The sequence below is a fragment of the Mesorhizobium sp. P3_A10 genome (assembly GCF_056403175.1).
The window spans coordinates 152678-179421 of the sequence record NZ_JBFUFZ010000006.1 but is presented as its reverse complement, the minus strand read 5'-3'; the positions used below and the strand labels follow the sequence as shown (position 1 = coordinate 179421).

Sequence of the window (26744 nt, the reverse complement as noted above, 5' to 3'; positions counted from 1 at the left end):
TTGCGCATAGTCGTAAGACCGCTCCGCACCAGCGATCCGGCATCCTCGCACAGAACCGCTTTCCGCAGTCAGCGCGCTCCTGCTTGAGCCCAAAATGACGGCGAGACGCACTCAGTCAAAGGTGGTGGGTCGCTACCGCTAATTCGGGGCCGGCAGTCGGAATCCGGGGATGGTATGGTCTGGCGCCAGGCAAATGGCTTTGGTTGCGGAGCGCGCTGTGAACGGGAGTGCTGCATGTCACTGAGGGCCGGCGACTGGGTGGAGGTTCGGTCGAAGGAAGAAATCCTTCGTACGCTGGACAGAGATGGTCGGCTTGAGAAGCTTCCGTTCATGCCGCAGATGTTTCAATATTGCGGTCGCCGCTTTCGCGTCTACAAGCGCGCGCACAAGACATGCGACACGATCAACTTTGCTGGCGGACGCAAACTATCCGACGGCATCCACCTTGAAAATCTGAGGTGCGACGGCAGCGCGTTTGGAGGCTGTCAGGCGGCGTGCCTGGTATTCTGGAAGGAGGCATGGCTCAAGCCTGTGGACTCGGCGTCCTCGAACGAGCCTATCCCGCTGCGGGCCACGATGGCCAATGGAAAGGGTTGCACAGAAAGCGATGTACTGGCTGGCACCCGCGCCAAGAGCCAGCCGATTTCGGGTGGCCCGAGATACTCATGCCAGGCCACGGAACTTCTGGAGGCGACTACCCCCCTTCCCTGGTGGGATGTTCGGCAGTATCTGGAAGACTATTCATCGGGAAATGCCGGCGGATGGCGCCTCTTCGTGGGGTTCGTTTATGTGGCGGTATTCAGTTGCTATCACTACACCCGCCGTTTGGGCCTCACCAGGCTGTCAGCGGGCGTCAGCCGGGTCTATGACAGGGTGCAACGCCTCTACGGAGGCGTTCCATTCCCGCGATATCGGGGATCAATACCCACCGGCCAGCCGGCTCCAACGATCAAGCTTGATCTTCAGCCCGGCGAGCTGATCAGGGTCAGGTCCTATGAAGAAATCCTCAAAACCTTGGACACCGACAATAAGAACCGTGGCCTGTATTTCGACGCGGAGATGGTCCCTTATTGTGGTCACACCTTCAAAGTCAGGTCGCGCGTAACAACGTTCGTCAATGAAAAGACCGGACTTATCAACAGTCTCAGGGGTCCGGCCGTCATCCTGGATAAAGTCTGCTGCAACTCACGTTATAGCGATTGCCGGATGCACTGCCCGAGAGCCGTGTATCCCTGGTGGCGAGAAATTTGGCTGGAACGGGTGCCTGGCGAGATGATTGATCAGAGAAGGCATGCGCCGGCCGCTCAAGCTGAGACACGCCCGCATGCAGTCAGCGGCACATGAACAACGAGCCCCTGGTTGCGAAACGCGAGGCCGGCAGCCTTAAGAGCGAAGCCGTTCAAAGTGGCGTCGCCAGAATGGCGAACCAGGCCGCGAACCTGATACTCAAGGTAGGCTACATTGCCATACTGGCACGCCTGCTCAGCCCCAACGATTTTGGCCTGGTTGCGATGGTGGTGGCGCTCACAGGCATTTTCGATGCCTTTACCACCGCCGGGCTGTCCTCCGCGACCATCCAAAAGCATGAGATTTCGATTGAGCAGGTCTCGGCGCTTTTCTGGGTCAACATATTGGTAGGTATCCTCCTCACGCTGCTGTGCGCCGGGAGCGCCTACCTCATCTCCACGTTTTATCATGAGCCACGCCTGCTCTGGATAGCCTTCGCGATCGCTCCAGGGTTCCTGCTCAATGCCGCCGGGGTTCAGCATGCCGCGCTGCTGGAGCGCAATCTGCGGTATGTCACGCTGAGCGCGATCGATACGAGCGCCCTGTGTGTGGGCGTTGTGGTTGGAGTGCTGCTTGCGTTGCATGGCTTTGGATATTGGGCACTGATCGCCCCGACGCTTATCTCACCGGCAATCAACAGCCTGGGCTTCTGGATCGCCACCGGCTGGATTCCTGGACCGCCCCGGCGCGGCGCCAACATCCGCTCGCTCCTGCATTTCGGTGGAACCGTCACGCTGAACAACCTGGTCGTCTATGTCGGCTACAACGCCGAGAAAGTCCTTCTCGGGCGGTTCTGGGGCGCCGGGCCGCTTGGACTGTATACCCGGGCTTTTCAGCTGATCGGCATCCCCACGGCGACCATCAACGGCGCCGTCGGAGCGGTGCTGTTTTCCGCCTTGTCGCGAATGCAGGACGATCCCGCGCGGTTGCGGAACTTCTATCTCAAGGGGTATTCGATCGTCATTGCGGTAACGGTACCCATTACAATGTTCTCATGTGTGTTCGCACATGACATCGTCACCGTAATTCTGGGCCCGCAATGGACGGAGTCGGCCACTATCTTTCGGCTGCTCGCCCCTACCATCCTGGTGTTCGGAATCATCAATCCGACGTATTGGCTGCTGATCGCGACCGGCAAGCAGAAGCGCAGCCTGTACATAGCCTTTGCCATCGCCCCTCTCGTCATCGTTTCCTACTGCATCGGGATTTCCTTCGGCCCCGAGGGCGTGGCCCTCAGCTACTCGACGGCGCTGATGCTCTGGCTCTATCCGCACCTGGCCTGGAGCCTGCATGGCACGCCGGTTTCAGTCGGGGATCTGTTGCGTGTGATCGTGAGGCCGTGGATGTCGGGCATGGTGGCCTCGGCCGGCGCGCTGGCGCTGCAACACTATCTCGGCCCAGAGGTTCCTTCCCTTGTGCGGCTGCTGGCGGGAGGAGTGGTTCTGAGTGGCATCTACGGATTCGTCTTGCTGTTCGTGTTCGGACAGTTGAACCTGTTCCAGGACGTGCTGCTGAGCTTCCGGCGCCGGCAACGGGCCAGCGCCTGATAAAGCACACACATCGACCGGTGGCTGCGGGAACATTTCGGCTGTTTCCATTGGCATTTCCGCAGGGGCCGAGTACCCCCAGGTTGGATATGCTTTGGCAATGGAGCCCGTTGAGCTAATGGCGAGGACGGGTAAACGCTACATCCTGCTTGCCACGAATTTCGCCACCCCGGCCGTGGTCTCCCCGATGTTGCCCCCCCAAGCCCCGGCCTGAAAGCACCAACAGCGCGCGTTTGAAGGATCCCTTCGATCGATAGAAATGTCCCAGCGGCGGAAACAGCCTCGATGCGGGTGTCAACGAAAAGCAATATCTGAGCAGCTCGACACCAAAGGCAGTCTTTCCCCGCAACAGATTCAAGACAGCCTGCCAATAGGCAACGTCGGCAATCTTGTGGAGGGCTATGCGATGCAATCGGCTTGCCCCCGGCATGGCAGCGCCTTCCCGCGAGAAGAAGCTGTCAAATACGGCCTGTCGTTGCTTCAACTGGGTTAGTTTGTCTGAAAATTGGACGGCCGTTATCTGTGCCGGATGCACACGATTGATACCGAGAGCGCCCTCGAATTCCACGACCGACCCCAACTGGGCCAGACGAAGCACCAGCTCCAGGTCGTTTGCGTGGGGAAGCGACGCGCGGTAGTGACCCGCCGCCTTTTGCGTAGCCATCCTGACCAACACCGCTCCCAGGGCAATGGAATTGCCGAGATGGCGGCAGCAGTCCTCGATAAACCGCGCTCCTTCCGTTACTCGCCAGCGATCTGACTGACTCGGCTCGACGAAGTTTTCCCCCTCAACCATGTCGAGCTTGGGCCCGATGGTTAAGACAGCCCTGGGATTGCTATCGAGGACCTCAACTGCGCGTCGGAGCGAGCCGTCCGTCAACAGATCGTCGGCGCACAAAAGCATGAAGTAGTCGCCGCGCGCCAGGTCCACGCCTTCATTGTAGGACGCAACCGGTCCCAGGTTCCTGGCGTGGCACACGACTTCAACCCGGCTGTCCTCGGCAGCAAGTCGGCGCGCCACCTCCACGCTGTCGTCCGTTGACGCATTGTCGATTACAACGATCCGGAGATCATCGAAGTTTTGCGAAAGTACACTGTGTACACATTGCGCGAGGAACCGACCGGCGTTGTAGCAAGGTATGACTACATTGATGCTGGACATCAGCACAGGTTCCTCTCGTGAGACGCCTTGTTGTCGATCCAAACTGATGTGACCCCGGAACGGCGCCAAACCATGTTCGAGGACAAAGGCTTAGGTCCCCGAAGCGATCCTCTAACAGATCGGCTGGAAGGTCATGCCGTCTAAAAGGCTATGGGATAGCAATCGACCAAAAGGGTTAGCAGTGCCCAAGAAAGGTCGGCGTCGGTGGAGTGCCCGGCGATGCCCGCAATAGGTCTGCGCCAGCATTCGTGCCTCGGCTGATAGGCTTACGGGATGCTACTTTTGGCCACGAGGTCGCTAAGACAAAATGCCATGCCTCACCTGGCTCCCTACTCCGAATGAGGCGCTGTCGCCGACGGCGGTCGGCAGGTTAGTTTTCGAAGCCGGCGCGTGCATTTGCGGCAGCCGTTTCCGGGGGATATTTCCATGGCAGCTTTGTTCATCGACTCGAACCACAATGACGAACAGCGTCGCCGGAGGCTTTACTCGGGAGACATTTTTGTCTTCTCGGCGACACCGAATACCGAGGCCTTGATCGGCCTCGCCAGGGAGATGCTGGAAGCGGCGTTCGCACCGCATGACCCGCGAGCGGTTCACGAGCACTTGACGGCGGAGCACGTCGCCTCGATTCTTGGCAAGACCAAACCCGCCTTCATCCACCACCCGGAATGCAAGAGGCTGATCTCCCTTATCATGCAGGAGCGGGGGATGGACCTTGAAAACCTCTATTTCGACGTACCGAGGATGAGGTCGGCATATCCGTCCCATTTCCTGTCGTCAGGGATCGCCTACGCTTTCCATCCGCATCGCGACACCTGGTATTCGGCTCCGATGTGCCAGATCAACTGGTGGATTCCGATCTATTCGCTCGATCCGGAAAACGCGATGGGCTTCTATCCCGGCTACTTCGATACCCCGGTGAAGAACAATTCCGAAATCTATAATTACTACGAATGGAACACCAAGAACCGCGCCGACGCCGCCAAGCACGTCAAGAGCGATGCCCGGGAGCAGCCGAAGCCACAGCAGGAATTGAACGAACGATCGCTCCGCTACCTGCCGCCGCCCGGCGGCATCATCGCCTTCTCCGGCGCGCAGCTGCACGAAACCGTTCCGAACACAACCAGCGTCGCGAGGTACAGCATCGACTTCAGGACGGTGCATCTCGATGACGTGGTCGCCCGCCGCGGCGCCGCCAACGTGGATTCCCGCAGCACGGGAACCACCATGCGAGACTACATCTGCGCGGCCGACGTCAACCGGCTCCTGCCAGAGGAAGTCGTCAAGCTCTACGATGACGGCACCGAAACGGCCGACAAGGTGCTCCGGTTCGGCGACCGCCTTGTTGCGGCCCAATAGAGGCGTGCGCGATCGGCCGACTGACTGCCGCGACATGGCAACGGGCGTCTTGTCACGCACCCGATGACCTGAGTGCACCACTACGCCAACGAGATCATCTGCGCTGGACCGCTGATGGCGTAGCCGCGCGAGGGCGCTCCGTGGCAATCACTCCAGGCGGGCACCGAGCTCAGGCAAGGCTACGGCTCTGGCCGGGGAACCGATTGGAAAGATATCGGGTCAGCGGCACCTCCGCATAAAGATAAACCAGCACTGAAACGCAGGTTAAGGCCACGGGCGTCGCGAACAACAGCACCGTGGCGAGCCCCGCCGAATTTCCGCTTTCGGTAACGAGCTTCTCGGATACGATATCCACGAACCAGTGGGTCAGGTAGATCGCGTAGGTGCATTTGGCGAGAAAGTTCAAGAGCTTGGAGTCGCTGTAGACGCCGAGCTGCTCGAGCGCGACAACCCCCAGCAACAGCAGCGACATCGGCACGCCGAGCGCGAGGAGACGGGGCAGTGCCGGCCAACAGAAAGGTCGCAAGATCGCGGCTATGGCTCCGATGGCGACTGCCGCCGCCGCGAGGGCAACGGCCCCGCGCTGCGGCAGTTTGACAGGGAACGGCCCGGAGTTGGCAAGCCAGTAGATGATGATGCCGAGGGCGAAATCGATCAGGATGGGGTTGGTGTAAAACCTAAAAATGGGGTTCTCGATGTTCAACGTCTGGCCTGCGGCCGCCAGAAGAACCGCGAAGGCGGCGGAATAGAAGATCCCGTTTTTCACGCTGATGAGTTGGAAAGCCGCGATGATCAGGCTGAATTCGACGATTACCAGTAGTGTCCAGGTCGGGTACAGGATCGGATAGGGTCCGGAGGGCACGAAGGCGAGCGACATGAAAAGCTCGTACAAGGACTTCGGATGGCTTTTCATCGCGTAGTTTTCGACAAGGAATGCGAGAACCGTGAAGATCCAATACAAGGGCACGATTCGAATGAGCCTCGTTCGCAAATAGGCGCCGGCCGACTTGCCATTGTTGCCGAGCACGTGCGCGGTGAGAAAACCCGCCAGAACCATGAACAGATCCGTTCCGAAACGGAAAACGGCCAGGACAGCCGGATCAATGTGGGCGGCGCTCACCACTCCAGCCATGTGGATGTAGGCGATGGCGTAGGCGGATACCAATCTCAGAAGCTGAGGATTGTTCCAGAACCTCCTGGCCTGAGCAGTCCGGGCAGCCGGCTGGTATTCCGCGGTTGCCCTGGACGTTATCGATGCGAAGCTGCCCGTGCCGATCGTTGAGAAGACCATCGCCCCACCCAAGGAAGCCGATACAAGTGCCCAGTGGTCCCCCTGACCAGTTTACCAGTGCCGAGCGGACCGGAGAACTGACCCAAATGGCGCATCACTACTCAGTTTGAGGCATATGGGCTTTGACCCGCCGCTGCTCTTCTTGCTGCGGGCCGGGCAGCCGGTCAATTGCGGAACTCCCCGAAATCGGCGTCGACGTGAACCATGAGTTCGAGATATTTCCACGCGATCCAACGCCAGGAATAACTGCTCGCCCTCGCGTGCCCCTTGGTGATCAATCGCTGCCGCAAGTCTTGGGCGAGCATCAGCAGGCGGACAGCCTCGGCCCACGACTGGACGTCGTCTGGATCGGCATAGAGAGCCGAATCCCCGCAGATTTCAGGAAGGCATGGCGAGGTCGAGGCCACGACCGGGCAACCAGATGCCATCGCTTCGACAGCGGGTAGCCCAAAACCCTCGATGCGTGACGGAAACAGGAAGCACAAAGCGCCTTCGAGCGCCTTCTTGAAGTCGTCGTCCCCTATGCGGCCAAGCAGGACGATGTTGCCGGGCATTTCCGGGACATAGCGCAGGACCGTGGTCTCGTCGACATCGCCCGGCATCCAGAGATCGAGGCCCATCTCGTCGAGAAGCGGGGCCAGCCTGGCGAGAAGCCCCATGTTCTTGTATTCCTGATCTCGCCTTCCGAGGCAGAGGACATACGGCCTGCCGCGGTCGACGGCCAGCGACGATCTCGTTGCATCCCATCTCTTCGCATGGTCGCTGCCGTTGTAGGTGACGACGATGTTTTCGTCCGGCGCGATGCCAAAATCTATCAGATGGTTGCGCGAGAGTTGTGAGACGGTGGTGATGCGGGCAGCCCGCCTGCCGAGTGCCGGCAGGATCAGGCGGTGCGCCCAGCGGAAACCGAACCCGTAGCTCGACGGCATGAGCCTGGTGTGCATATCGTGGATGCACGCGATCTGGCGCCGCAGCGCGACGGGAGCGAGATTGCAGAAGCTCAGCAATCCTCCCGGCACGTGCCAGGGCAACTGCGCCTGCACCCAGAATTGCGGCAGTCGCGGCCTGCTGAATTCAGGAACGACCCGGACGGGGATGGCATCGAGGCGGAAAGGTTCCGAGAGCGGACGCGGCACCACGAGATCGATCTCCAGGTCGCGACCGAGCGGATGCCCTTCCGAAAGGAGGGCATCGAGGGCCATGGTCACCTCGCGGGCATAGCGGGCAACTCCGGTCGGCCGAAGCGTCGTGAAGTCTCCGTTTATCGTCCAGCGTCGTCTTGGCGCATCCCGGTCCGCCCACGCCCAGGCGGAATGCCCGATCGCGGAATGGGCAGCGTTGGCAGGCGATCTCGCCAGTGGTGTCTCAGCGTGGTGGCCATTCAACCGTCCGGCCGGTCTTGGCAGTGGCGCCTGCGTCGTGCCGAACTCGAGCTTGCCCATGTCCACCTTCCCCGGTCCTTTCGGCGCCCTGGGCGAGACTAGCATTCCCGGGGGCACTAAGGTCCTCAGACGTTTGAGGTAGGCACAATGCCGGACCTCGCCTATCCGGATGCTTCCCGGTTAACCGGATGACCCGATGGCCATGGTGACCCGGCGTCTTCGCAGCCCCACACTGAAGGCCACAAAAGGGGACGCGATGGCACGGCGCTGGACAATCAACGGGCGTTTTCTTTCCCAGCCGACAACAGGCGTCCAGCGTTACGCGCGCGAGGTCGTCCGCTCGCTCGACGCCTTGATGGCGGAACAGGATCCCCTCGCTCGGGGCCTCGAACTCGGACTGCACTGTCCCCCCGGCTCCGATAAGATCCCCCTGGCTTTCATCGAGCGCCGCGAGATCGGCCGCACGAGCGGCCATATCTGGGAGCAGACGCAACTCCCTTTGTCGCTCGACGGAGGCGGACTGCTCAGCCTCTGCAACACGGGACCACTGCTTTCCCGAAAGCATATCGTCTGCATCCATGATGCAAATGTCTGGAATGCGCCGCAAAGCTATTCGCGTGCCTTCAGGAGCTTCTACAAAACGTTGCTGCCATGTCTCGGCAAGACGGCGTGGCGTGTTTCGACGGTTTCCGACTACTCGCTGGGCGAACTGGTCCACCGCGGCGTCATCCGCGCGCAACGGGCTTTCGTAGCCCAGAACGGCCATGAGCATGCCTCGCGATGGACGCCTGAACACTCGGTCAGGACACGAATGGCGGCCTCGCGGGAAACCATCGTCATGATCGGCAGTACCGCACCCCACAAGAATGTAGGGCTTATCCTGGACATGGCTGACCGCCTTGCCGAAGCCGGGCTCAGGATTGCGATTGTCGGCATGTCGGATTCGCGCGTTTTCAAGTCAGGACCAACCAGTGCAAAAGCCCAAAACATCCAGTGGCTTGGCCGCATTTCCGATGGCGAGTTGGCTGCGCTCCTCGGGGACTCATTATGCCTGGCTTTCCCCTCGCTCACGGAGGGCTTCGGCCTCCCCGCCCTCGAGGCGATGGCGGTCGGCTGCCCAGTGGTGGCTTCCGACCGAGCCAGCCTGCCTGAAGTCTGCGCGAACGCAGCGTTGTTTGCGTCGCCCGACGACCCGGAGGCATGGTTCGACCGATTCATGCAGCTGCGCAATTCTGACGCCCTGCGACTGCAGATGAAAAGCAAGGGACGGGTGAGAGCCTCGGCATACAGCTGGAGAGCGACGGCCTTGCGCTATCTCAAGGCGATGGCGGCCGCAGACGGCGTCGACACGGAAACGAAGGTCGTCAGGGCTCGAGAGTTCACATGATCTCGTGCAGTGCCTGGACGGCCCCGAGCGATTCCAGGATGGCGCGGTCGAAATTATCTTCGGAAAAACGTTCTGCATTCCTGGCGCAAGCGCGGGGCGCGATGGCATGGCGGTTCTCTTCGAACCGCTCGACTGCCTCCTTGAGGTGGTCGACGGTTTGAGCCTTGAACAACACCCCTGTCGGTTCGGGCGATGACCCAAGGCGTCGCACAATGTCGACCGCTCCGCCGCGGCCGAAGGCGATCAGCGGCGTTCCGCAGGCCTGCGCCTCGGCCAGTGCTATGCCAAAATCCTCGCAGCCCGCAAAGACCATCGCCTTTGCGCGTGCCAGGGTGTTCACATAGTCTTGCCGGGGCAGATAACCCGAGAAGGTGACATTCGGGCCGGCAAGCGCCCGCAGGGTGGCTGATTGCTGCCCTTCGCCAACGATGACCAGCCGCCGCGACGGCATCTCGTTGAAGGCCCGGATGACGAGGTCGGTGCGCTTGTACGGCGCGAGGAAAGATGCCGAGACATAGTAGTCATGCTTGTCCTCGACACAGGGCAGTTCTGCGAGGGCAACCGGCGGGAAAACGACGCGGGCCTCGCGCCCGTAAATGTGCTGGATACGGGAGCGGACATAGTTCGAATTCGCCAGCATCAAGTCCGGACCGTGCGCGGTTCGCGTGTCCCACGTCCTCAGACGATGGAGCATGTACCGGTAGAGCATTCCCTTGGGGCCAAAGCCAAGGTGACCCTGCTGAAGATAGGAAAACTGCTCGTCCCAGGCGTAGCGGACCGGGCTGTGTACGTAGCAAAGATGCGGTTGGTCCGGCCTGGTGATCACGCCGCGCGAAAATGCGGCCGAAGACGAGATCACCGCATCGTAGCCTGTCACGTCGAACTGCTCGATCAGGAAAGGGCACAAGAAGAAGAGGGACCGATAGAATTTCTGCACCATCGGGATCCGGTTGGCAGCGGAGGTATGGAATTCCACGTCGCGGAAATATTGCTCCTTCACCTCGGCCGGCAGGAAATCGAAAAGCGTGAACACTTCTGCATTGGGGAACTGCTTGCAGATTTGCGCCAGAACCCGTTCACCGCCTCGGAAATTCGGGCACCAGTCGTGAACGACCGCTATCTTCGCGTACCTGTCGACGCGAAGCTCCGGCGCGGCCGGCAACTCCTCGATGGGCACATCGACCTTGGCCGCGACCGTCAGATCGGAAGAACGTTCGTGGAGCATGGGTCCCCTCGCACCAGCAGACCCGGCAGTCTCCATTCCACGTCATCGTCCCGGCAAGTTGTCCGATCGGCTACAGGCTGCTCCGGGCGCGCGCCAGCCTAGTACTTCCGGCTGTGTGTCGTCCGATGGGAATACTCCAAAAGCCGGTGTCAGGAGGTAGGCAAGCTCATTCCGTCCCCTTTTATGCAGGCTGTTTTGCTGCTCTCGTCGGTCTAGCGTCGGCGACAACCGAAACCTGGATCGAGCATGAAACTCGCAGTGATCATCGCGACTGTCGGCCGCAGGGAACAACTCACGCGCCTGATCGAGTATCTGGGCGGCCAGACGAGACTTCCCGACGAGGTCATTTTGTCGGCGCCCGACGCTGCGCATGTCGAGTTGCCAGAAAGCTGTCCTTTCCCGTTGTCGCTCGTTTTCGGACCAAAGGGATCGTCCGTCCAGCGGAACACGGCTCTCGTGCCTTCCCTGCAGCGCTTCGACGTCATCACATTCTTCGACGACGATTTCATTCCGTCCGCCGAATACCTGGAGCAGGTCGAGAAAGCTTTTGCGGAAAATGACGGATGGGCAGTGGTGATGGGAAGGGTCGTCAGAGACGGGGCCACGAATGCCGGCCTCACCTGGGAAGATGCCGAAACCGCCCTGCGCGAAGCCAAGGGCAAAACATATCATGGACCGCTGGTGGTCGACCATGTCGGAGCTTACGGCTGCAACATGTCCGTCCGTTCCTCGATTGTGGGCGATGTACGTTTCGACGAGCGCCTCGTCCTCTACGGCTGGCAGGAAGACATCGACTTCACCAGCCAGCTGAGGTGCAGAGGTCGTGTGGTCTGCGTGACCTCGATCACGGGCGTCCATCTCGGCATCAAGTCGGCGCGCACCAGCGGAACGCGGTTCGGCTACTCCCAGGTTGCCAACCCGATCTACCTGATCAGGAAAGGCACAGTTCCGGCCTCTTTCGCGCTGTCCCTGATGTTCAGGAACATAGCGGCCAACCTGGCAAAGAGCCTGCGGCCGGAGCCTTATGTCGACCGAAGAGGCAGGCTCAGGGGCAACATGCTGGCGATCCTGCATGTCGCCATGGGACGGATCGAACCCGAATACATCCTGAAAATATGACGGCGGGGAAGACAATGCGGAAATGGCTTGTGACGGTGGCGGCTTCATTGGCGGCGGCAACTGTCTGCGCCTTGCCGGCGGTGGCTGCCGAGTATCTCCTCGGACCTCAGGACAAGGTCCGGCTCAAGGTTTACGAATGGCGCGCCTCACGCGATGTGATCTTCGAGTGGACGGCTCTCAACGACAGTTTCGTTGTCGGTGCCGACGGCATGCTCTTCCTTCCATTTGTCGGCCAGATACGCGCGCAGGGCACCGCCCCCGGCGACCTCTCCCGCGCGATCGGCGACCGCCTGATGCAGAACATGGGCCTCGGCCGCCAGCCGGATGTCGCCGTCGAGATCGTCCAGTACAGGCCGTTCTACATAGTCGGCTACGTCACGCAGCCCGGCGAGTTTCCCTACAGGCCCGGCCTGACGGTGCTGCAGGCGCTGAGTATCGCCGGCGGCCTGCGGACACATGAAGAAGACATGTCGAGGCTCGAGCGTGAAGTCATCTCGGGCCAGGGCGACGTGGGGTTGTTGGCGCTGAGCAACGTCAATCTGCTCGCGCGCAAAGCGCGGCTGGAATCCGAACTCGCTGGCAGCGACGAAATCGCTTTCCCTGCGGACCTGAAAGACAGGGCTTCGAACGAGACGGTCGCGATGGCGATGGAGCAGGAGCGCAAGATTTTCGCCGTCCGCAAGGACGCGATGACGACGCAACTGCGTTCCCTCCACGAACTCAGGGATTTCCTGGAAAAGGAACTGGCTTCGCTCGAGGAGCAGCTGACCTTCCGCGACAAGCAGATCGAACTCATCCAGAAGGAACTTGCAGGCGTTTCGACCCTTGTCCAGAAGGGTCTGGCGGTTGCACCGCGGGAACTCTCTCTGGAGGGGACGGTCGCACAGATGCAGAGCGACAGGTTGGCTGCCGAGACCTCGCTTTTGCAAGCCAGGCAGGAGATAAGCAAGACCGACATCGAGATCCTCAACCTCGGCAACAGCCAAGCCAACGAAGTCGCCGCGGCCTTGCGCGAGACGCAGCTGCAGCTCAATGAAGTTACCAGCAAAGCCGACACCGCAGTGCAGTTACTGCACGAAACCGAAGTCACCGCCCCTGCCCTGCTCGCTCTCAGGGAGCGCTCCGAAAGGGCTAAGCCGATCTTCAAGATCGTGAGGACGACGGACAGCGGCTCGGAAGAACTCGCGGCTGAGGAAACGACGCCGATCGAGCCAGGCGATACCGTGAAGATCGAGATCCCTCCGCCGCAGTCGGGCCTGGCTGCCTTCCCTGTAAGCGGCGGCATTCAGGCAGAGACGCTTCCGGTTCAGGGCACCAACTGATCTAGCTTGTGTGAGTTCCGCGAGGGTGGCAGCTCGCTGCGCCCCGTTGGCATGGCCTTCGGGAGCTGAAACCGCGGCTGCTGGCAGCCGCGGGGAAGGACGAAGAACACGAGGGCGTAAGCCTAGGTTCGACCATCAAGCGGACCATCTGTGCACTACCCCTGGCAGCGCTTGCCTTGCACTTTGAGGCCGCATATCAGTGAGCACACACACTTGGCCCCTTGGACCCCTGCCGGAACCTTCCTGCCGCAGTGAGCCATCAGTCCTGCGGGCGCCACTGGAGATGTCAGTGCTCATGAGCATAATAGCCGTATCGGCAGCAGGCGTTCTGATGGGGCTGCGGTTCAAGGTTCCCGCCCTGATAGCAGCGACTGCTCTGCTTCTGATCGGAAGCTTTGCCTGGAATGGCCTTGGGTTGCCGGGCTATGTGACCGTCACCAGATTCCTGATCCTGGCGTTCGCGTTGGCTTGCGCCTACATCATCGGCCTGTCCCTGTCCGTCCATCGGAAGCGGGACGAAACGTAGCCCGTCGGGACTTCAGGAAGCCCTGTCGAAGCGCATCACAGCGAAGATAGTCCTGAACAAGATCACAATGTCGAGCCAGACTGACCAGTTCCGCACATACTGGCTGTCCAGCGCCACGCGGCTGGCGTAGTCCATGCTGCTCCTTCCGCTCACCTGCCAGAGGCCGGTGAGTCCCGGCCTTGTCCGAAGGTATTCCCCCAGATGGTCGCCGTAGCGGTTGAGTTCGTCCTTCACGATGGGCCTTGGGCCGACGCAGCTCATGTCGCCGCGGATGATGTTGAAGAGCTGGGGGAGTTCGTCGACACTCGACTTGCGGAGCATCCACCCAAGGAGCGTGACGCGCGGGTCGTTCCTGATCTTGTGGGTCTCCTCCCACTCCACGCTGAGGTGCGGATTGGCTTCGAGATGTGCTTTCAGGACTTCTTCCGAATTGGCAACCATCGAGCGGAACTTGTAGCAATTGAACGGCTTTCCGCCGAATCCGACGCGGCTGTGCGAGAACACTGCCGGGCCTCCTGCCGTCATCCTGATCAGCAGGGCAACAACGATCATCACTGGCGCAGCCATGACAAGTGCCGTGACCGCTATGACCAGATCCATGATCCGCTTCAGGAGACCTCCCAGAGGAGGGTTCGTCGTTCCTGCCCTGATGGCAGGCGACATCTCTGTCAACACTGCCCCGGCGCTGTTGTGTTCGGGTGCAGGAACAACGTGCAGCACTGCCGTTCGGCCTTCCGCTGCCACGGGCACAGGCGTCTGAACCCAGATCGGGGTTTTCTGATGCGACTCGAAGGCGTTCGTTGTCATGGGACGGTTGCTGTTTCGAATTGTTCCCGACACTCTTCCAAGGTCGGGGCTTGTCGGCAAGAATGGCAAAGGAGGTAGCGTGACGCTCCGGGGCTATCCCCCTAATCCCAAGGAATGATCCCCCTGCACGCTTTTGCGACTTCCGAAGGAGGAATATCCCGCTACCTGTTTCATGCTTTGCGGTGGTTGGACGTCATCGTGCGGGCCTTGGTCAGGAGTACGCCAAGTACCGGCGTCCTGCTGGCCTGCAGCGTCCTGACAAGCCCCCGCAGCGTTTCGACATGTGTCTTACCCCACTCGGCAACGATCACGACGCCATCCAGGACCGATCCGACAGTCAGTTCATCGGCGCCCGAGGCAAGTGTCGGCAGGTCGACGATGACGATGTCGTAGGCGGCAAGTTCGTGGGCGGCAAGGTCGCAATCGGCAAGCTCCGAGAGGAACGCCTCCATATTGCCTGGGGCCAACAGGTGCTTGGCGTCCACGACCGAACTTGGAAGCATGTCGAACGGCCGCCCCGGGGCGCGGACGATGTTGAGCCGGACAGGATCCTGGAAGGATTGGAGGCTGCCCGACCAGCCGAGCAGCCGCGTGGTCATGGTCGGTCGCCGGACGTCGGCGTCAATCACCAACGTCTTCAGACCGGACATCGAGTAAAGCGTGGCAAGATTGCTGGCGACGGAACTCTTCGAACTGTCGTTGGATACAGCGGTCAACCCAAGGAACTTGATCGGGCGGCTGGTTTGCGCAAGGCTGATTTCGGTTCGCGCTTTCCTGAGACTGTGGCTGTATCGGGAGTGCGGGTATCTTACCACTTCGTCGACGTGGCCGGATTCCCTTCTCCTGCTGGTGGGCGGCAGTTCTCCGACGCATTCGATACCCAGATTGTCCCGGATGTGTCGTGGCGACCTTACGGTCCAGTCGAACGTATGCCTTGCGAACGAAAGTCCGACGCCGAAAATGAACCCGGCAACCGTCGCAAAGGCCAGCATCAGCTTCGGCCTTGGAGCGCTCGGATAGAGCGGCGCCGTCGCGGCCGTGATCACCCTTGCGTCGGCAACCGGATAGGATTGCTGGCTTACCGAGTTGGTGTAGGCCTGCAGGAAGCTCTCATACATCTTCTGGTAGGTTTCGGCAGTCACCTCGAGCTCTTCGAGCGTCGGTACAGCGCTTGTCCCGTCTTCCCCTGTGGCGTCACTCCCGACACTGTAGTCGTGCCGTGAACGGAACTCCTGCGCTTTCGCCATGGCCTCGTTCATCTGGGTGCGCAGCTGCTGCAGGCGCTTCTCGAGCCACGCGCCGCCTTCCTTTGCGGCGTCGGCCTTGGTTTCTATCTGCTCGCGCACGAAGGCATCGGCCGTGGCGTTCGCAACCGTGGCTGCCCCCTCGGGATCAGGAGAGGTGAAGGATATGTCTATCGCGTAGGAAACGCCGACCCTGCGGATGTCGAGGCCCTCGCGGAAAATCAGCATGGTGCGCCGGGCCTTTTGATACTCGGTCAGCGTCGCCGGCGTTTCAGGCGCGCTCAGGCCGAAACGCTCCCAAAGCGAGGTGAACCAGGCGCTTTTCCGGAGCCCGAAAGCGTCAAGCAGGACTGCTCCGATCCTCCTGAACCTCTCCAGCAAAATCGGAGCCTGCGGACGGTTGAATTTGGGGTCGTCGACGAGTTTCAGCTGGTCGAGGACCATCGCAGCGATCTTTTCCGACTGCATCACCGCAATCTGGCTTTCCACTTGGGCGGTATCCAATGACAGATTTACTTCGCCGCCCTCTTGCAGGTGTTGCGGCAATTTCGGCTCGATCAGGATCTGTGCGCTGGCGGTGAACACCGGGTCGGTGGTCAAATTGTAGAACCCGGCCACCAGGAGCGCCGCGGCAACGCAGGCGATGATCGTCCCAACATAGCGCCGTAGAAATTCGGTTATGTCGGAGAGGCCAATGAACTCCTGGTCGACGGAAGCCTGCTGATCCGTTGTCAATGGCCATTGATTGGGGAACATGCGGTTCATTCAGCGTCTCCTGCAGGCGTGCGGGGAGATCCAGCGCGTACGCCGTCCCCGTGCAGGCGGTCCATGGCATTCGGCCGATGTTTTCATTGAAAGCTAAGGCCCCGCGATCCCAGACTGCCGCGAAAGACTACGCCTGCGCCGCGCAAGGTAAACGCCGCCAATTGGCGTATGGGCCCTACGTCCCATGGGAAGGAACAATGCGCAGCAGCCCTTCTCTCGTCCTGTCGACAAATGACATCTGCTGTTCCAGCAAGACCTGCCGTCTGCGGTTGAGCGCCAGGTTCCGCGCCAGCGTATCGATCCGCGCGGACATGCGTTCGGGGCCCTCGCCATTTTCCATCGCCTCCGAAGAGAAGGCAGCGCAGTCCGTCATCCTTTCCACGGACGGATGGAGTTCCGCGGATTCCCTCTCGATTTCCACCTGAATGACAGTGAGAAGGCGAGCCAGGCGACCGAACCGCCTTTCGTCGACATTCTCGCGGAACGTGAGCCTGAATGCGGTCAGCGGCATCTTGCAGCCATCCTTGTCGCCGGCGCCCGACCGGGACGCACGCTCCCAGAATACAAGCCCCCCATGCCTGGACGAGACATCCTTTCGGCCATCGGCAGGCATGCTCCTATTGGATGAGGGGGCGCAAACCAGGGCGTTGGGGTTACTCGAATTCATGAAGAGGCCCGCGTCCGGCAGCGTGCTACGACTCTTCCCGCAATTGCAGAGCGGAAACCCGCGACCGTGAACATAGTCGGCCAAGCCACGCCAAACACATTCACCTTCGAAACCAGTGCTCTCATCAAAGCCACTGGCTTCCGGGAATACGACGCGCGCTGGTGGTTCGGGCATCCAGGCTCGGAGAAAGAACCCGAACTCAACCTGATGGGCGTGCAGGCGATCGGCATGGGGCTCGGCACATTGATCCGCCGAATGGGTGTCGGCCCGGACATCGTCACCGGCCACGACTTTCGTAGTTATTCCATGGCCATCAAGATGGCGCTGGTCTCCGGCCTGATGGCGGCCGGCGCGCGCGTCAAGGACATCGGTTTGGCACTTTCTCCCACAGCCTATTTCGCCCAGTTCGCACTCGACGTTCCGTCGGTGGCCATGGTGACGGCCTCCCACAACGAGAACGGCTGGACCGGAGTGAAGATGGGGGCGCAAAGGCCTCTGACATTCGGCCCGGAGGAGATGACAGCTTTGAAAGCGCTCGTGCTGGACGGCGATTTCGATCTCGTCGGTGGGGGAAGCTATGAACTCGTGCCGGGATTTCGCGAGAGATACATCGAGGACCTGACAGCCGGAAAGAACGTCGGCCGAAAGCTGAGGGTGGTAGTGGCATGCGGCAACGGCACCGCGGGCGCTTTTGCGCCGCAGGTGCTGGAACGCATCGGCTGCGACGTGATCCCGCTGGACGTAGAGCTCGACCACTCCTTTCCGCACTACAACCCCAATCCCGAAGATATGCAGATGCTGCACGCGATCCGGGACAAGGTACTGGAGACGGGTGCCGATCTCGGACTCGGCTTCGACGGCGACGGCGACCGCTGCGGCGTGGTCGACAACGAGGGTAACGAGATTTTCGCGGACAAGGTCGGCGTCATGCTGGCGCGAGACATTTCCGGGCTGCATCCGAAATCCGTCTTCGTGGTGGACGTCAAGTCGACGGGACTTTTCATGACGGATCCTGTTCTCGCGCAACACGGTGCAAGGACGGATTACTGGAAGACCGGGCATTCCTACATCAAGAGGCGCGTCGCCGAACTCAATGCCATAGCTGGTTTCGAGAAGTCGGGTCATTTCTTCTTCAACCCGCCGATCGGACGCGGCTACGACGACGGGCTGCTGACCGCGATCGCCGTCTGCGAGATGCTCGACCGCAACCCGGGTAAGACACTCGCGGACCTTTACCGCGATCTGCCGCTGACCTTCGGCACCCCAACGATGTCACCGCACTGCCCCGACGAGGTGAAATACGGGGTGGTCGCGAAAGTTGTCGGGGAATTCACAAAAATGAAGGGGGATGGGATCGAATTCGCCGGCCAGCCTCTGGCCAATCTCGTCACAGTGAATGGAGTGCGTGTCGTTGCCCAGGACGGCACGTGGGGTCTGGTCAGGGCCTCGTCAAACAAACCGGAAATTGTCGTCGTGGTGGAGAGCCCTGTCTCGTCGGAGCGACGTCGCGAGATGTTCGAGGCTCTCGATGCCGTGCTGCGCCACAATCCAGAGGTCGGAGTCTACAATCAGACATTCTGAGAGGAACTGGACCATGCCGGGCCGGATCGTAAGTTTTGTCATGAGCGGGGGCGTCGGCTCACGGCTGTGGCCGCTCTCGCGCGAAGACAATCCCAAGCAGTTCCATGACCTTTCGGGCGACGGCTCCATGCTCGCCAAGACGGTCCGCCGCCTCAAGGCGCGGCCGGGAGATGAAACGCCGATCTACCTGATCGCTTCCGAACGACACGCCGACCGAGTTATCTCGGACATCGGTCCGCTTGGCCTGCACGGCGGCAAGCCGATTTTCGAGCCCGTCGGCCGCAATACCGCCGCCGCGGTCGCCATAGCCACCTTGCAGACGATCTCCGAGCATGGCGGCGACGCGCTTGTGCTGGTGGTCCCCTCCGACCATGAGATATCGACCGAAACGCAATTCTGGGAAACCGTCGACGCGGGCAGGCCTGCCGCCGATTCAGGAAGCATTGTCGTGTTCGGCATCAAGCCGACACATCCCGAAACTGGGTACGGCTACATCGAGGTTTCGGCGAATGGTGGTGGAGTTGCCGCTGTTTCGCGTTTTGTCGAAAAACCCAATGCCGAGACAGCCGGCCAATATGTGTCTTCGGGAAGATTCTACTGGAATGCCGGCATCTTCCTGTTTCGCGCCGACACGATGCGGCAAGCATTCCTCGACCTCCGACCCGACATCTGGGAAAGCACGGAACGTGCCTACAAGACCGCACGGGCCGACGTCTCAGGTATCTACCTGCCCCACGGCTTCTACTCGGCTGTCCCTTCAACATCGATCGACTACGCAGTCATGGAGCGTGCACGCGGTATCGCGATGGTTACGGCTTCCTTCCGCTGGAACGACCTCGGATCGTGGCAATCGCTGCTCGAAGCCAGCCCGACGGACCGCGACGGCAATGTCGTCATGGGCGACGTCGTCGCCATGGATTGCGCCAGCTCCTACCTCAGAAGCCAGGGCAGGCTGTTGACCGTCATCGGAATGAAGGATGTGGCGGTGGTGGCGACACCGGACGCGGTATTTGTCGCTCCCGTCAGCCACAGCCAGAACGTGAAGAAAGTCGTCGAACAGTTGGAGAAGAGCGGACGCCTCGAGACGAAGTTCACGGCGTCGGAAGACCGGGTCATTATCAGCGGGTCATGGCGCAAGCGCGTCGAGCACTGGCTCTTCGAGGAGACCCTGCCGCTGTGGTCTACTGCAGGTGTCGACGATGTGTACGGTGGCTTCCACGAGGCTCTCGGTTTCGATGCAAGACCGTTGGGCAAACCCAAGCGCATGCGCACGATGGCTCGCCAGATCTACGCTTTCGCGGTGGCCAAGGAACGCGGCTGGGACGGACCTGCCGACAGGCTGATCGACCACGGCATCGACTTCATCGCCAAATACGGCCGGACCGACCGAGGCGGCTGGGTGCGGACGCTGAATGCAGACGGCAGCGTGGCTGACCGGGCGGAGGACGCCTACGACCATTCCTGCGTGCTCCTGGCGCTAGCCCATGCTCACCGATGCGGCCATCAAGAAGCCCTGCGGCTTGCACAAGAGACATTCCAATTCATCGACGCCCATCTCGAAGACGACAGCTTGAACGGTTTCCTCGAGACCCCGGGTTGGAAAGGGGTGCGGTTCTCGAACCCGCACATGCATATGCTGGAATCCTTCCTTGCCTGGCATGGCGTCACCGGCGACCGCGCATATCTGCGGCGAGCGGCACGCGTCATCGATCTCTTCCGGTGCCATTTCTTCGACCAGGAAAGCTGGACGCTTGGCGAACATTTCGACGTCGATTGGCTGCCATTGCCGGGTGACAAGGGACAGTGGACCGAACCAGGGCACCATTTCGAATGGGCCTCGCTCCTCGTCGATTTCGCGCGAGCGAGCGGGCAGAAGGACTTGGCAGCCTACGCAAGGAAGCTCTATTCGTCGGCGGTCGCCAGCGGATTGAACCGGGCCACAGGTCTGGCCTATGCAGCGGTATCGCGGCAGGGATTGCCCCTCGACCGGCTCTCCCGCAGCTGGCCACAATGCGAGGCCATCAAGGCGGCAGTCGCCCTGGACGGCATTGGCGGCCCGGATCTGAAACCCGAGATCGAAGCTCGTGTCGCCCGCCTCTTCCGATGGCACATCGATCCGGCACCGCTTGGCTTGTGGGTCGACAGGATTGACGAGCGCGGAAGGTCACTGGCGACCGAGGTCCCCGCGAGCATCTTCTATCATCTGGTGACGGCGTTGATGCAGTATCTGGACAAGACTGGAGGACAGGTCGCACCTTTCCCGCTGCCTGCTCTGGAAAAGGGCGAGACGCTTCCGAAGCAGATTTACGGCTGACTGGAACTGGGCTGCTTTCTTCGACGGCGGAACCCTGCGCCGGCTGTGACCGCGGTGATGCTCCAAGGGGTAGGGAAGTAGTAGCTACGGCGAATTCGGTATCCCCTGCCCCTGTGTCGCGGCTGCAAACCGGGATAGTATACTCATGAGAAATGCCAAAAAGAGAGCATCGAACGCCCCCCAATCCTGGAACTCTGGTCAGCTCGTCGAGGCGTCGCAATTTTGAGCCTGTGAACCTTCTTGTCCGAACGGTTGAGACGCAACTATGGCAAAAAAAAAATCGCGTGCCCGACCCAGCGGTGATCTCCTGAAACTGCTTGCTACCAGGCCGAGAGCGGTTGCGCTTGCTGCGCTGCACGTGAGTGAATCCGTGCTGCTGGAACTCGAAGCATCCCATCTGTTGTCGGCAGCTGAGATCAGAGGATTGCTCAAGGACGCGTCAACGACGCTACGCAACGCCGCAGATCAAGTGGACAACCGCAGCTGTGCCGTTGCCAGCGAAATAGTCGAGTCCATGCGGGAAAATTTCAAGAGAAATAAAGCCTGACCAGTGCCCGGAGCGATTTCAAATCGTGCCTTCGGCAAGCAAGCGGAACTGTCCATTGCAACGAAAAGTGGCGGTAACGACACCTTGCACTCGAAAGTTACCATTGACCGGATACTCATCGCATCAAATCTGATGTACATTCCATCGGAGGGGAAAGGAAATTTGGGCGGGGTGGTAAATGACGTATGCTTCACATCCTCCTTTGCGCGGAAGTGAAAATCGTCCAACGTACGTCGGTCTCAACGACGACGATATGGCACTTATCAAGGCACTGGGGTTCACGCCGAAGCGCTATTCGGCGGAGACGGTCATCGTCAGTCAGGGCGAGGACAGCGATCGCGTATTCATAGTCGAGTCGGGCTGGGGTTGCATTTCTCATGAGCTCGCGGGCGGGCAGCGGCAGATTCTGGACTTTGCGCTGAGAGGCGATATCGTCCTGCCTCAGTCATACCCAGGCAGCGCTCTTGAAACGTTTGTGGCTCAAACCGACCTTTTGGTTTTGGTGGCTTCGACCAAGACATTTACCCTTGCTGCGATGAAGTCGCCCCACCTCTTTTCCCTTATTCTCGAAACGCTCGTGCACCACGGGGCAGTTATCGCTCAACATCTCACCAATGTGGGACGACGCAGCGCCTTGGCGCGGACGGCGCATCTGTTCCTCGAACTGAGGGCGCGTCTGGAACGGATCGGCTCTGTCACCCGCAACAGCTATGAATGCCCCCTCACCCAGTACGATCTCGCCGACGCTCTCGGCCTCACGCCTATTCATGTCAATCGAATGCTGCGGGAACTGCGCGAGCGCAAATTGCTCGAATTCCGCCAAGGCCATGTTCGCGTGCTCGATCAACCGGGCCTGACGAAGTTTGCTGGATTCGAGCACGATTATATCGAAAGTTGAGGCATACCGGCCCCGCTCGATCTACCCCGGGCTTCCATCCCTGATGCAGCATTCGAAACGGGGACAGTCGGTTCCGTGTCCCGCAAAAAGCGATTTTTGCGCCTTCCACAGCCGGCTCTAGAATTTCGATTGCAAATCACGCATGATGCTTGCGGCATTCGCCGGGACGGCTTCGCGCCCCCTCGAATGCCGGGAGGACGGGACATGCCCATCGTGGTTGTACTCGTTTTGATCGTCGTGGGCTCAGTGGTGTTCCACTTCCTGAGCCCATGGTGGTGGACCCCGATTGCCTCCAATTGGGACTATATCGACAACACCATCATCATCACCTTCTGGATCACCGGCATCGTCTTTTCCGCCGTCGTGCTGTTCATGGCCTATTGCGTCTTCCGCTTCCGCCACCGGGAAGGCAGCCGGGCTGCCTATGAACCGGAGAACAAGCGCCTCGAATGGTGGCTGACGATCGTCACCGGAGCCGGCGTCACCGCCATGCTGGTCCCCGGCCTGTTCGTCTGGAGCCAGTTCGTCAACGTTCCCAGCGACGCAACCGTGGTCGAAGTCGTCGGCCAGCAATGGCAGTGGAGTTTCCGCCTGCCCGGCAAGGACGGCAAGCTCGGCACTTCCGACACGCGCGACGTCACCGCCGAAAATCCGCTGGGCGTGATCGCCAAGGATCCCAACGGCCAGGACGATGTCGTGGTCGAAGCAGCCGACCTGCATCTGCCGGTCGGCAAGCCGGTCAAGATGCTGCTGCGCTCGATCGATGTGCTGCATGATTTCTATGTGCCGGAATTCCGCGCCAAGATGGACATGATCCCAGGCTCGGTCACCTATTTCTGGTTCACCCCGACCAAGACCGGAACCTTCCAGGTCCTGTGCGCCGAGCTTTGCGGCCAGGGCCATCCGATGATGCATGGCGTCGTCATGGTCGACACCGAGCAGGACTATATGGCCTGGCTTGGCCAGCAACAGACGTTCGCGCAATTGTCGGCGCCCGAGCAGACTGGCTCGACGCAACAGTCGTCGGGCAACGCGACGGTGTCAGCTCTTAAAGTTGCGGCAAAACTCGAAACTGTCGGGTCCCGCTAAAAAGGGCACGGAGGTGCTCCTATGGTCGATGTCACGCCTGCAGATGCCGTACCGCCCGCCGAAGTCGCGGAGATGGAACTCTACCATCCGCACAGTTGGTGGACGAAGTATGTCTTCTCGCAGGACGCCAAGGTCATCGCCATCCAGTATTCGGCAACCGCTACGGCCATCGGCCTGGTCGCGCTGGTGCTGTCCTGGCTGATGCGGCTGCAGCTCGGCTTCCCCGGCACCTTCAACTTCATCACCCCGGAAGCCTACTACCAGTTCATCACCATGCACGGCATGATCATGGTGATCTACCTGCTCACGGCGCTCTTCCTCGGCGGCTTCGGCAACTACCTGATCCCGCTGATGGTCGGCGCCCGCGACATGGTCTTTCCCTATGTCAACATGCTGAGCTACTGGATCTATTTGCTCGCCGTGCTGGTTCTGGTGTCGAGCTTCTTTGCGCCCGGCGGACCGACGGGGGCCGGCTGGACGCTCTACCCGCCGCAAGCCATCATGACCGGCACACCGGGCGGCCAGGAGTGGGGCATCATCCTGATGCTCGTCTCGCTGATCCTGTTCATCATCGGCTTCACCATGGGCGGCCTGAACTATGTCGTGACGGTGCTGCAGGGCCGCACGCGCGGCATGACACTGATGCGCCTGCCGCTGACCGTCTGGGGCATCTTCACCGCCACCGTCATGGCGCTGCTCGCCTTCCCGGCGCTGTTCGTCGCCTGCGTGATGATGCTGCTCGACCGCGTGCTCGGCACCTCCTTCTTCATGCCGGCGGTGGTCGAGATGGGTGAACAGCTGCAGCACAATGGCGGCAGCCCGATCCTGTTCCAGCATCTGTTCTGGTTCTTCGGCCACCCAGAGGTCTACATCGTCGCGCTTCCGGCCTTCGGCATCGTTTCCGACCTGATCAGCACGCATGCACGCAAGAACATCTTTGGCTACCGGATGATGGTCTGGGCCATCGTCGGCATCGGCGCACTGAGCTTCGTGGTCTGGGCGCACCACATGTATGTCAGCGGCATGCACCCCTATTTCGGCTTCTTCTTCGCCACCACGACGTTGATCATCGCCATCCCGACCGCCATCAAGGTCTACAATTGGGTGCTGACGCTGTGGCGCGGCGACATCCATCTCACCATACCGATGCTTTTTGCCATGGCCTTCATCGTCACCTTCGTCAATGGCGGGTTGACCGGGTTGTTTCTCGGCAATGTCGTGGTCGACGTTCCGCTGTCGGACACGATGTTCGTCGTCGCCCATTTCCACATGGTCATGGGCGTCGCCCCGATCACCGTGATTTTCGGGGCGATCTATCACTGGTACCCGAAGGTCACCGGCCGGATGCTGAACGAAACGCTGGGCCGGTTCCATTTCTGGGTCACGTTCCTTGGCGCCTATCTGATCTTCTTTCCCATGCACTATCTCGGCCTGATGGGCGTGCCGCGGCGCTACAACGAACTGACCGACATGGCGATCATGACGGAGTCGGCCCACCATCTGAACTCCTTCATCAGCATCATGGCGTTCATCGTCGGCTTTGCTCAGATCGTCTTCCTGTTCAATCTGATCTGGAGTATCCGCCACGGCCGGGATGCCGGCGGCAATCCGTGGCGGGCGACCACGCTCGAATGGCAGACGCCACAGACACCGCCGGCGCATGGCAATTTCGGCAAGGACCTGCCGATCGTCTATCGCTGGGCCTATGACTACAGCGTGCCGGGCGCCAAGGAGGACTTCATCCCGCAGAACATGCCGGGCGGCCCCTCGAGGGAGCCGGCATGAGCGTCATCCTGGTCTTCCTCCTGGTGATTTTCGGCATTGCCGGATGGTGGCTCTCGCACCAGCGGCTGATGGCAAAGCCATGGCTTGAGCAAGGCATGGCAGGCGACTATATCGCCCTCGACCGCTCGGCGCTGCCGACCGCCAAGATCGGCCTCGGCGTTTTCCTTGCCGTCGTCGGCTGCCTGTTTGCGCTGTTTAGCAGTGCCTACTTCATGCGCATGGCACTGTCGGATTGGCAGCCAATGYCATTGCCGCGCATCCTCTGGCTCAACAGCGGTGTGCTTGTCTTGAGCAGCATCGCGCTGCAATGCGCTGCGGTAGCGGCGCGCAAGGGCCAACTGGACACGGTCCGGCTCGGCCTTGCCACGGCAGGGCTGACTGCGCTGGCCTTCCTGGTTGGACAGCTTATGGCATGGCGGGAACTGACCGCCGACGGCTATTGGCTGGCCTCCAATCCTGCCAACAGTTTCTTCTACCTGATCACCGGCATGCATGGCCTGCACATCGTTGGCGGGTTGGTGGGCCTGAGCAGAACAACCGCCAGTGCCTGGAACGGAGCGCGGCCGCAGCGGCTGCGACTCAGCGTCGAACTCTGCGCCATGTATTGGCATTTCCTGCTGTTCGTCTGGTTCGCCATCTTCATTCTTCTCGCCGGCTGGGCCGCGACTTTCATCGACATTTGCCGACAGTTACTGACCTAGGAGGTCTGGGAGCATGGCAGAGACGACACTGACGCATATCGGCCAGACGGAGCCGCGGCCGGCGGGCTGGCAAGGCATCGCCGCCGACTGGTCTTCGGACCAGCGGGCGTTCAAGAATGTCTCCTGGGGGAAGGCCATGATGTGGATCTTCCTGCTCAGCGACACCTTCATCTTCGGCTGCTTCCTGATCTCCTACATGACCGCGCGCATCTCCACCCGCGTGCCGTGGCCAAATCCGAGCGAGGTCTTCGCGCTGCGCATCGGCGGCCAGGAAATCCCCCTGATCCTCATCGCCATCATGACCTTCGTGCTGATCTCGAGCAGCGGAACGATGGCCATGGCGGTCAATTTCGGCTATCGCCGCGACCGCCGCAAGACGGCGATCCTCATGCTTTTGACCGCAGCACTCGGCGCGACCTTTGTCGGCATGCAAGCCTTTGAATGGACCAAACTGATTACCGAAGGGGTGCGGCCCTGGGGCAATCCATGGGGCGCCGCACAGTTCGGTTCGTGCTTCTTCATGATCACCGGCTTCCACGGCACTCATGTGACGATCGGGGTGATCTTCCTGCTCATCGTGGCGCGCAAGGTCTGGCGCGGCGACTACGACACCGAACGGCCGGGTTTCTTCACCAGCCGCAAGGGCCGCTACGAGAATGTCGAGATCATGGGGCTCTACTGGCACTTCGTCGACCTGGTCTGGGTGTTCATCTTCGCATTCTTCTATCTTTGGTGAGAG

22 protein-coding genes are annotated in these 26744 nt (G+C 60.6%); 15 read left to right on the top strand and 7 right to left on the bottom strand.

Annotation, left to right across the window (positions count from 1 at the left end; translation table 11 throughout):
* The first annotated feature begins 234 nt into the window (after positions 1-234).
* Both AC1DXU_RS22505 and AC1DXU_RS22500 read left to right on the top strand, forming a co-directional pair.
* Positions 235-1344, top strand: a complete 1110-nt coding sequence (locus tag AC1DXU_RS22505; RefSeq protein WP_477372526.1) for a hypothetical protein — start codon at positions 235-237, stop codon at positions 1342-1344.
* A complete protein-coding gene (locus AC1DXU_RS22500) occupies positions 1341-2834 on the top strand; it encodes a lipopolysaccharide biosynthesis protein (RefSeq protein ID WP_477372524.1) in 1494 nt (497 codons plus the stop codon). The genes AC1DXU_RS22505 and AC1DXU_RS22500 overlap by 4 nt, the downstream gene beginning before the upstream one ends.
* A 115-nt stretch (positions 2835-2949) precedes the next feature.
* Here the strand turns inward: AC1DXU_RS22500 and AC1DXU_RS22495 are convergent, their stop codons facing one another.
* The gene (locus AC1DXU_RS22495) at positions 2950-3996 is read right to left on the bottom strand and encodes a glycosyltransferase family 2 protein (protein WP_477372523.1); all 1047 of its coding nucleotides are present in this window, start codon (positions 3994-3996) and stop codon (positions 2950-2952) included.
* A 396-nt stretch (positions 3997-4392) separates the two neighbouring features.
* On the opposite strand from AC1DXU_RS22495, the gene AC1DXU_RS22490 reads away from it, so the two are divergent.
* Complete coding sequence (locus AC1DXU_RS22490) at positions 4393-5355, top strand: phytanoyl-CoA dioxygenase family protein (RefSeq protein ID WP_477372521.1); 963 nt, start codon at positions 4393-4395, stop codon at positions 5353-5355.
* A gap of 169 nt (positions 5356-5524) precedes the next feature.
* Here the strand turns inward: AC1DXU_RS22490 and AC1DXU_RS22485 are convergent, their stop codons facing one another.
* Positions 5525-6646, bottom strand: a complete 1122-nt coding sequence (locus AC1DXU_RS22485) for an acyltransferase family protein (RefSeq protein ID WP_477372519.1) — start codon at positions 6644-6646, stop codon at positions 5525-5527.
* A gap of 164 nt (positions 6647-6810) precedes the next feature.
* Positions 6811-8088, bottom strand: a complete 1278-nt coding sequence (locus AC1DXU_RS22480) for a glycosyltransferase family 4 protein (protein ID WP_477372517.1) — start codon at positions 8086-8088, stop codon at positions 6811-6813.
* 136 nt (positions 8089-8224) lie between these two features.
* Here AC1DXU_RS22480 and AC1DXU_RS22475 point away from each other — a divergent pair, with 136 nt between their 5' ends.
* Positions 8225-9415 (top strand): glycosyltransferase family 4 protein, encoded by a 1191-nt coding sequence (locus AC1DXU_RS22475; RefSeq protein WP_477314002.1) that lies wholly within the window; start codon positions 8225-8227, stop codon positions 9413-9415.
* Here AC1DXU_RS22475 and AC1DXU_RS22470 read toward each other — a convergent pair.
* Positions 9408-10676 (bottom strand): glycosyltransferase, encoded by a 1269-nt coding sequence (locus AC1DXU_RS22470; RefSeq protein ID WP_477372515.1) that lies wholly within the window; start codon positions 10674-10676, stop codon positions 9408-9410. The genes AC1DXU_RS22475 and AC1DXU_RS22470 overlap by 8 nt on opposite strands.
* A gap of 210 nt (positions 10677-10886) precedes the next feature.
* On the opposite strand from AC1DXU_RS22470, the gene AC1DXU_RS22465 reads away from it, so the two are divergent.
* The 3 genes from AC1DXU_RS22465 to AC1DXU_RS22455 all read left to right on the top strand — a co-directional run bounded on the left by AC1DXU_RS22465 (position 10887) and on the right by AC1DXU_RS22455 (position 13607).
* The gene (locus AC1DXU_RS22465) at positions 10887-11759 is read left to right on the top strand and encodes a glycosyltransferase family 2 protein (RefSeq protein ID WP_477313998.1); all 873 of its coding nucleotides are present in this window, start codon (positions 10887-10889) and stop codon (positions 11757-11759) included.
* A 14-nt stretch (positions 11760-11773) separates the two neighbouring features.
* Positions 11774-13081: a polysaccharide biosynthesis/export family protein gene (locus tag AC1DXU_RS22460; protein ID WP_477372513.1), complete on the top strand. Its 1308-nt coding sequence runs from the start codon at positions 11774-11776 to the stop codon at positions 13079-13081.
* Between the two features lie 295 nt (positions 13082-13376).
* On the top strand, positions 13377-13607 hold the full coding sequence (locus AC1DXU_RS22455; protein WP_477313994.1) for a hypothetical protein: 231 nt from the start codon (positions 13377-13379) through the stop codon (positions 13605-13607).
* A 12-nt stretch (positions 13608-13619) separates the two neighbouring features.
* On the opposite strand, the gene AC1DXU_RS22450 is transcribed toward AC1DXU_RS22455, so the two are convergent.
* The 3 genes from AC1DXU_RS22450 to AC1DXU_RS22440 form a co-directional block, all read right to left on the bottom strand.
* A complete protein-coding gene (locus tag AC1DXU_RS22450; protein ID WP_477372511.1) occupies positions 13620-14414 on the bottom strand; it encodes a sugar transferase in 795 nt (264 codons plus the stop codon).
* A 170-nt stretch (positions 14415-14584) separates the two neighbouring features.
* A complete protein-coding gene (locus AC1DXU_RS22445; RefSeq protein ID WP_477372509.1) occupies positions 14585-16423 on the bottom strand; it encodes a GumC family protein in 1839 nt (612 codons plus the stop codon).
* A 175-nt stretch (positions 16424-16598) separates the two neighbouring features.
* Positions 16599-16934 carry a hypothetical protein gene (locus AC1DXU_RS22440; protein WP_477372507.1) on the bottom strand — a complete coding sequence of 112 codons (336 nt, stop codon included), beginning with the start codon at positions 16932-16934 and terminating at the stop codon, positions 16599-16601.
* Positions 16935-17156: 222 nt separating this feature from the next.
* On the opposite strand from AC1DXU_RS22440, the gene AC1DXU_RS22435 reads away from it, so the two are divergent.
* The 8 genes from AC1DXU_RS22435 (at position 17157) to AC1DXU_RS22400 (ending at position 26741) form a co-directional block, all read left to right on the top strand.
* A complete protein-coding gene (locus AC1DXU_RS22435; RefSeq protein ID WP_477372505.1) occupies positions 17157-18671 on the top strand; it encodes a phosphomannomutase/phosphoglucomutase in 1515 nt (504 codons plus the stop codon).
* Between the two features lie 13 nt (positions 18672-18684).
* On the top strand, positions 18685-20985 hold the full coding sequence (locus AC1DXU_RS22430; RefSeq protein ID WP_477372503.1) for an AGE family epimerase/isomerase: 2301 nt from the start codon (positions 18685-18687) through the stop codon (positions 20983-20985).
* A 265-nt stretch (positions 20986-21250) separates the two neighbouring features.
* A complete protein-coding gene (locus tag AC1DXU_RS22425) occupies positions 21251-21532 on the top strand; it encodes a hypothetical protein (RefSeq protein ID WP_477313983.1) in 282 nt (93 codons plus the stop codon).
* A 253-nt stretch (positions 21533-21785) separates the two neighbouring features.
* Positions 21786-22430, top strand: a complete 645-nt coding sequence (locus AC1DXU_RS22420; protein ID WP_477372501.1) for a Crp/Fnr family transcriptional regulator — start codon at positions 21786-21788, stop codon at positions 22428-22430.
* Positions 22431-22634: 204 nt separating this feature from the next.
* A complete protein-coding gene (locus AC1DXU_RS22415) occupies positions 22635-23519 on the top strand; it encodes a cytochrome c oxidase subunit II (RefSeq protein ID WP_477372499.1) in 885 nt (294 codons plus the stop codon).
* A 21-nt stretch (positions 23520-23540) separates the two neighbouring features.
* Positions 23541-25304, top strand: coding sequence for a cytochrome c oxidase subunit I (gene ctaD / locus AC1DXU_RS22410; protein ID WP_477313977.1), 1764 nt, complete (start codon positions 23541-23543; stop codon positions 25302-25304).
* Positions 25301-26005, top strand: coding sequence for a cytochrome c oxidase subunit 3 (locus AC1DXU_RS22405; protein WP_477372497.1), 705 nt, complete (start codon positions 25301-25303; stop codon positions 26003-26005). Before ctaD ends, AC1DXU_RS22405 begins: the two co-directional genes overlap by 4 nt.
* A gap of 13 nt (positions 26006-26018) precedes the next feature.
* The gene (locus AC1DXU_RS22400) at positions 26019-26741 is read left to right on the top strand and encodes a heme-copper oxidase subunit III family protein (RefSeq protein WP_477372495.1); all 723 of its coding nucleotides are present in this window, start codon (positions 26019-26021) and stop codon (positions 26739-26741) included.
* Positions 26742-26744: the final 3 nt, after the last annotated feature.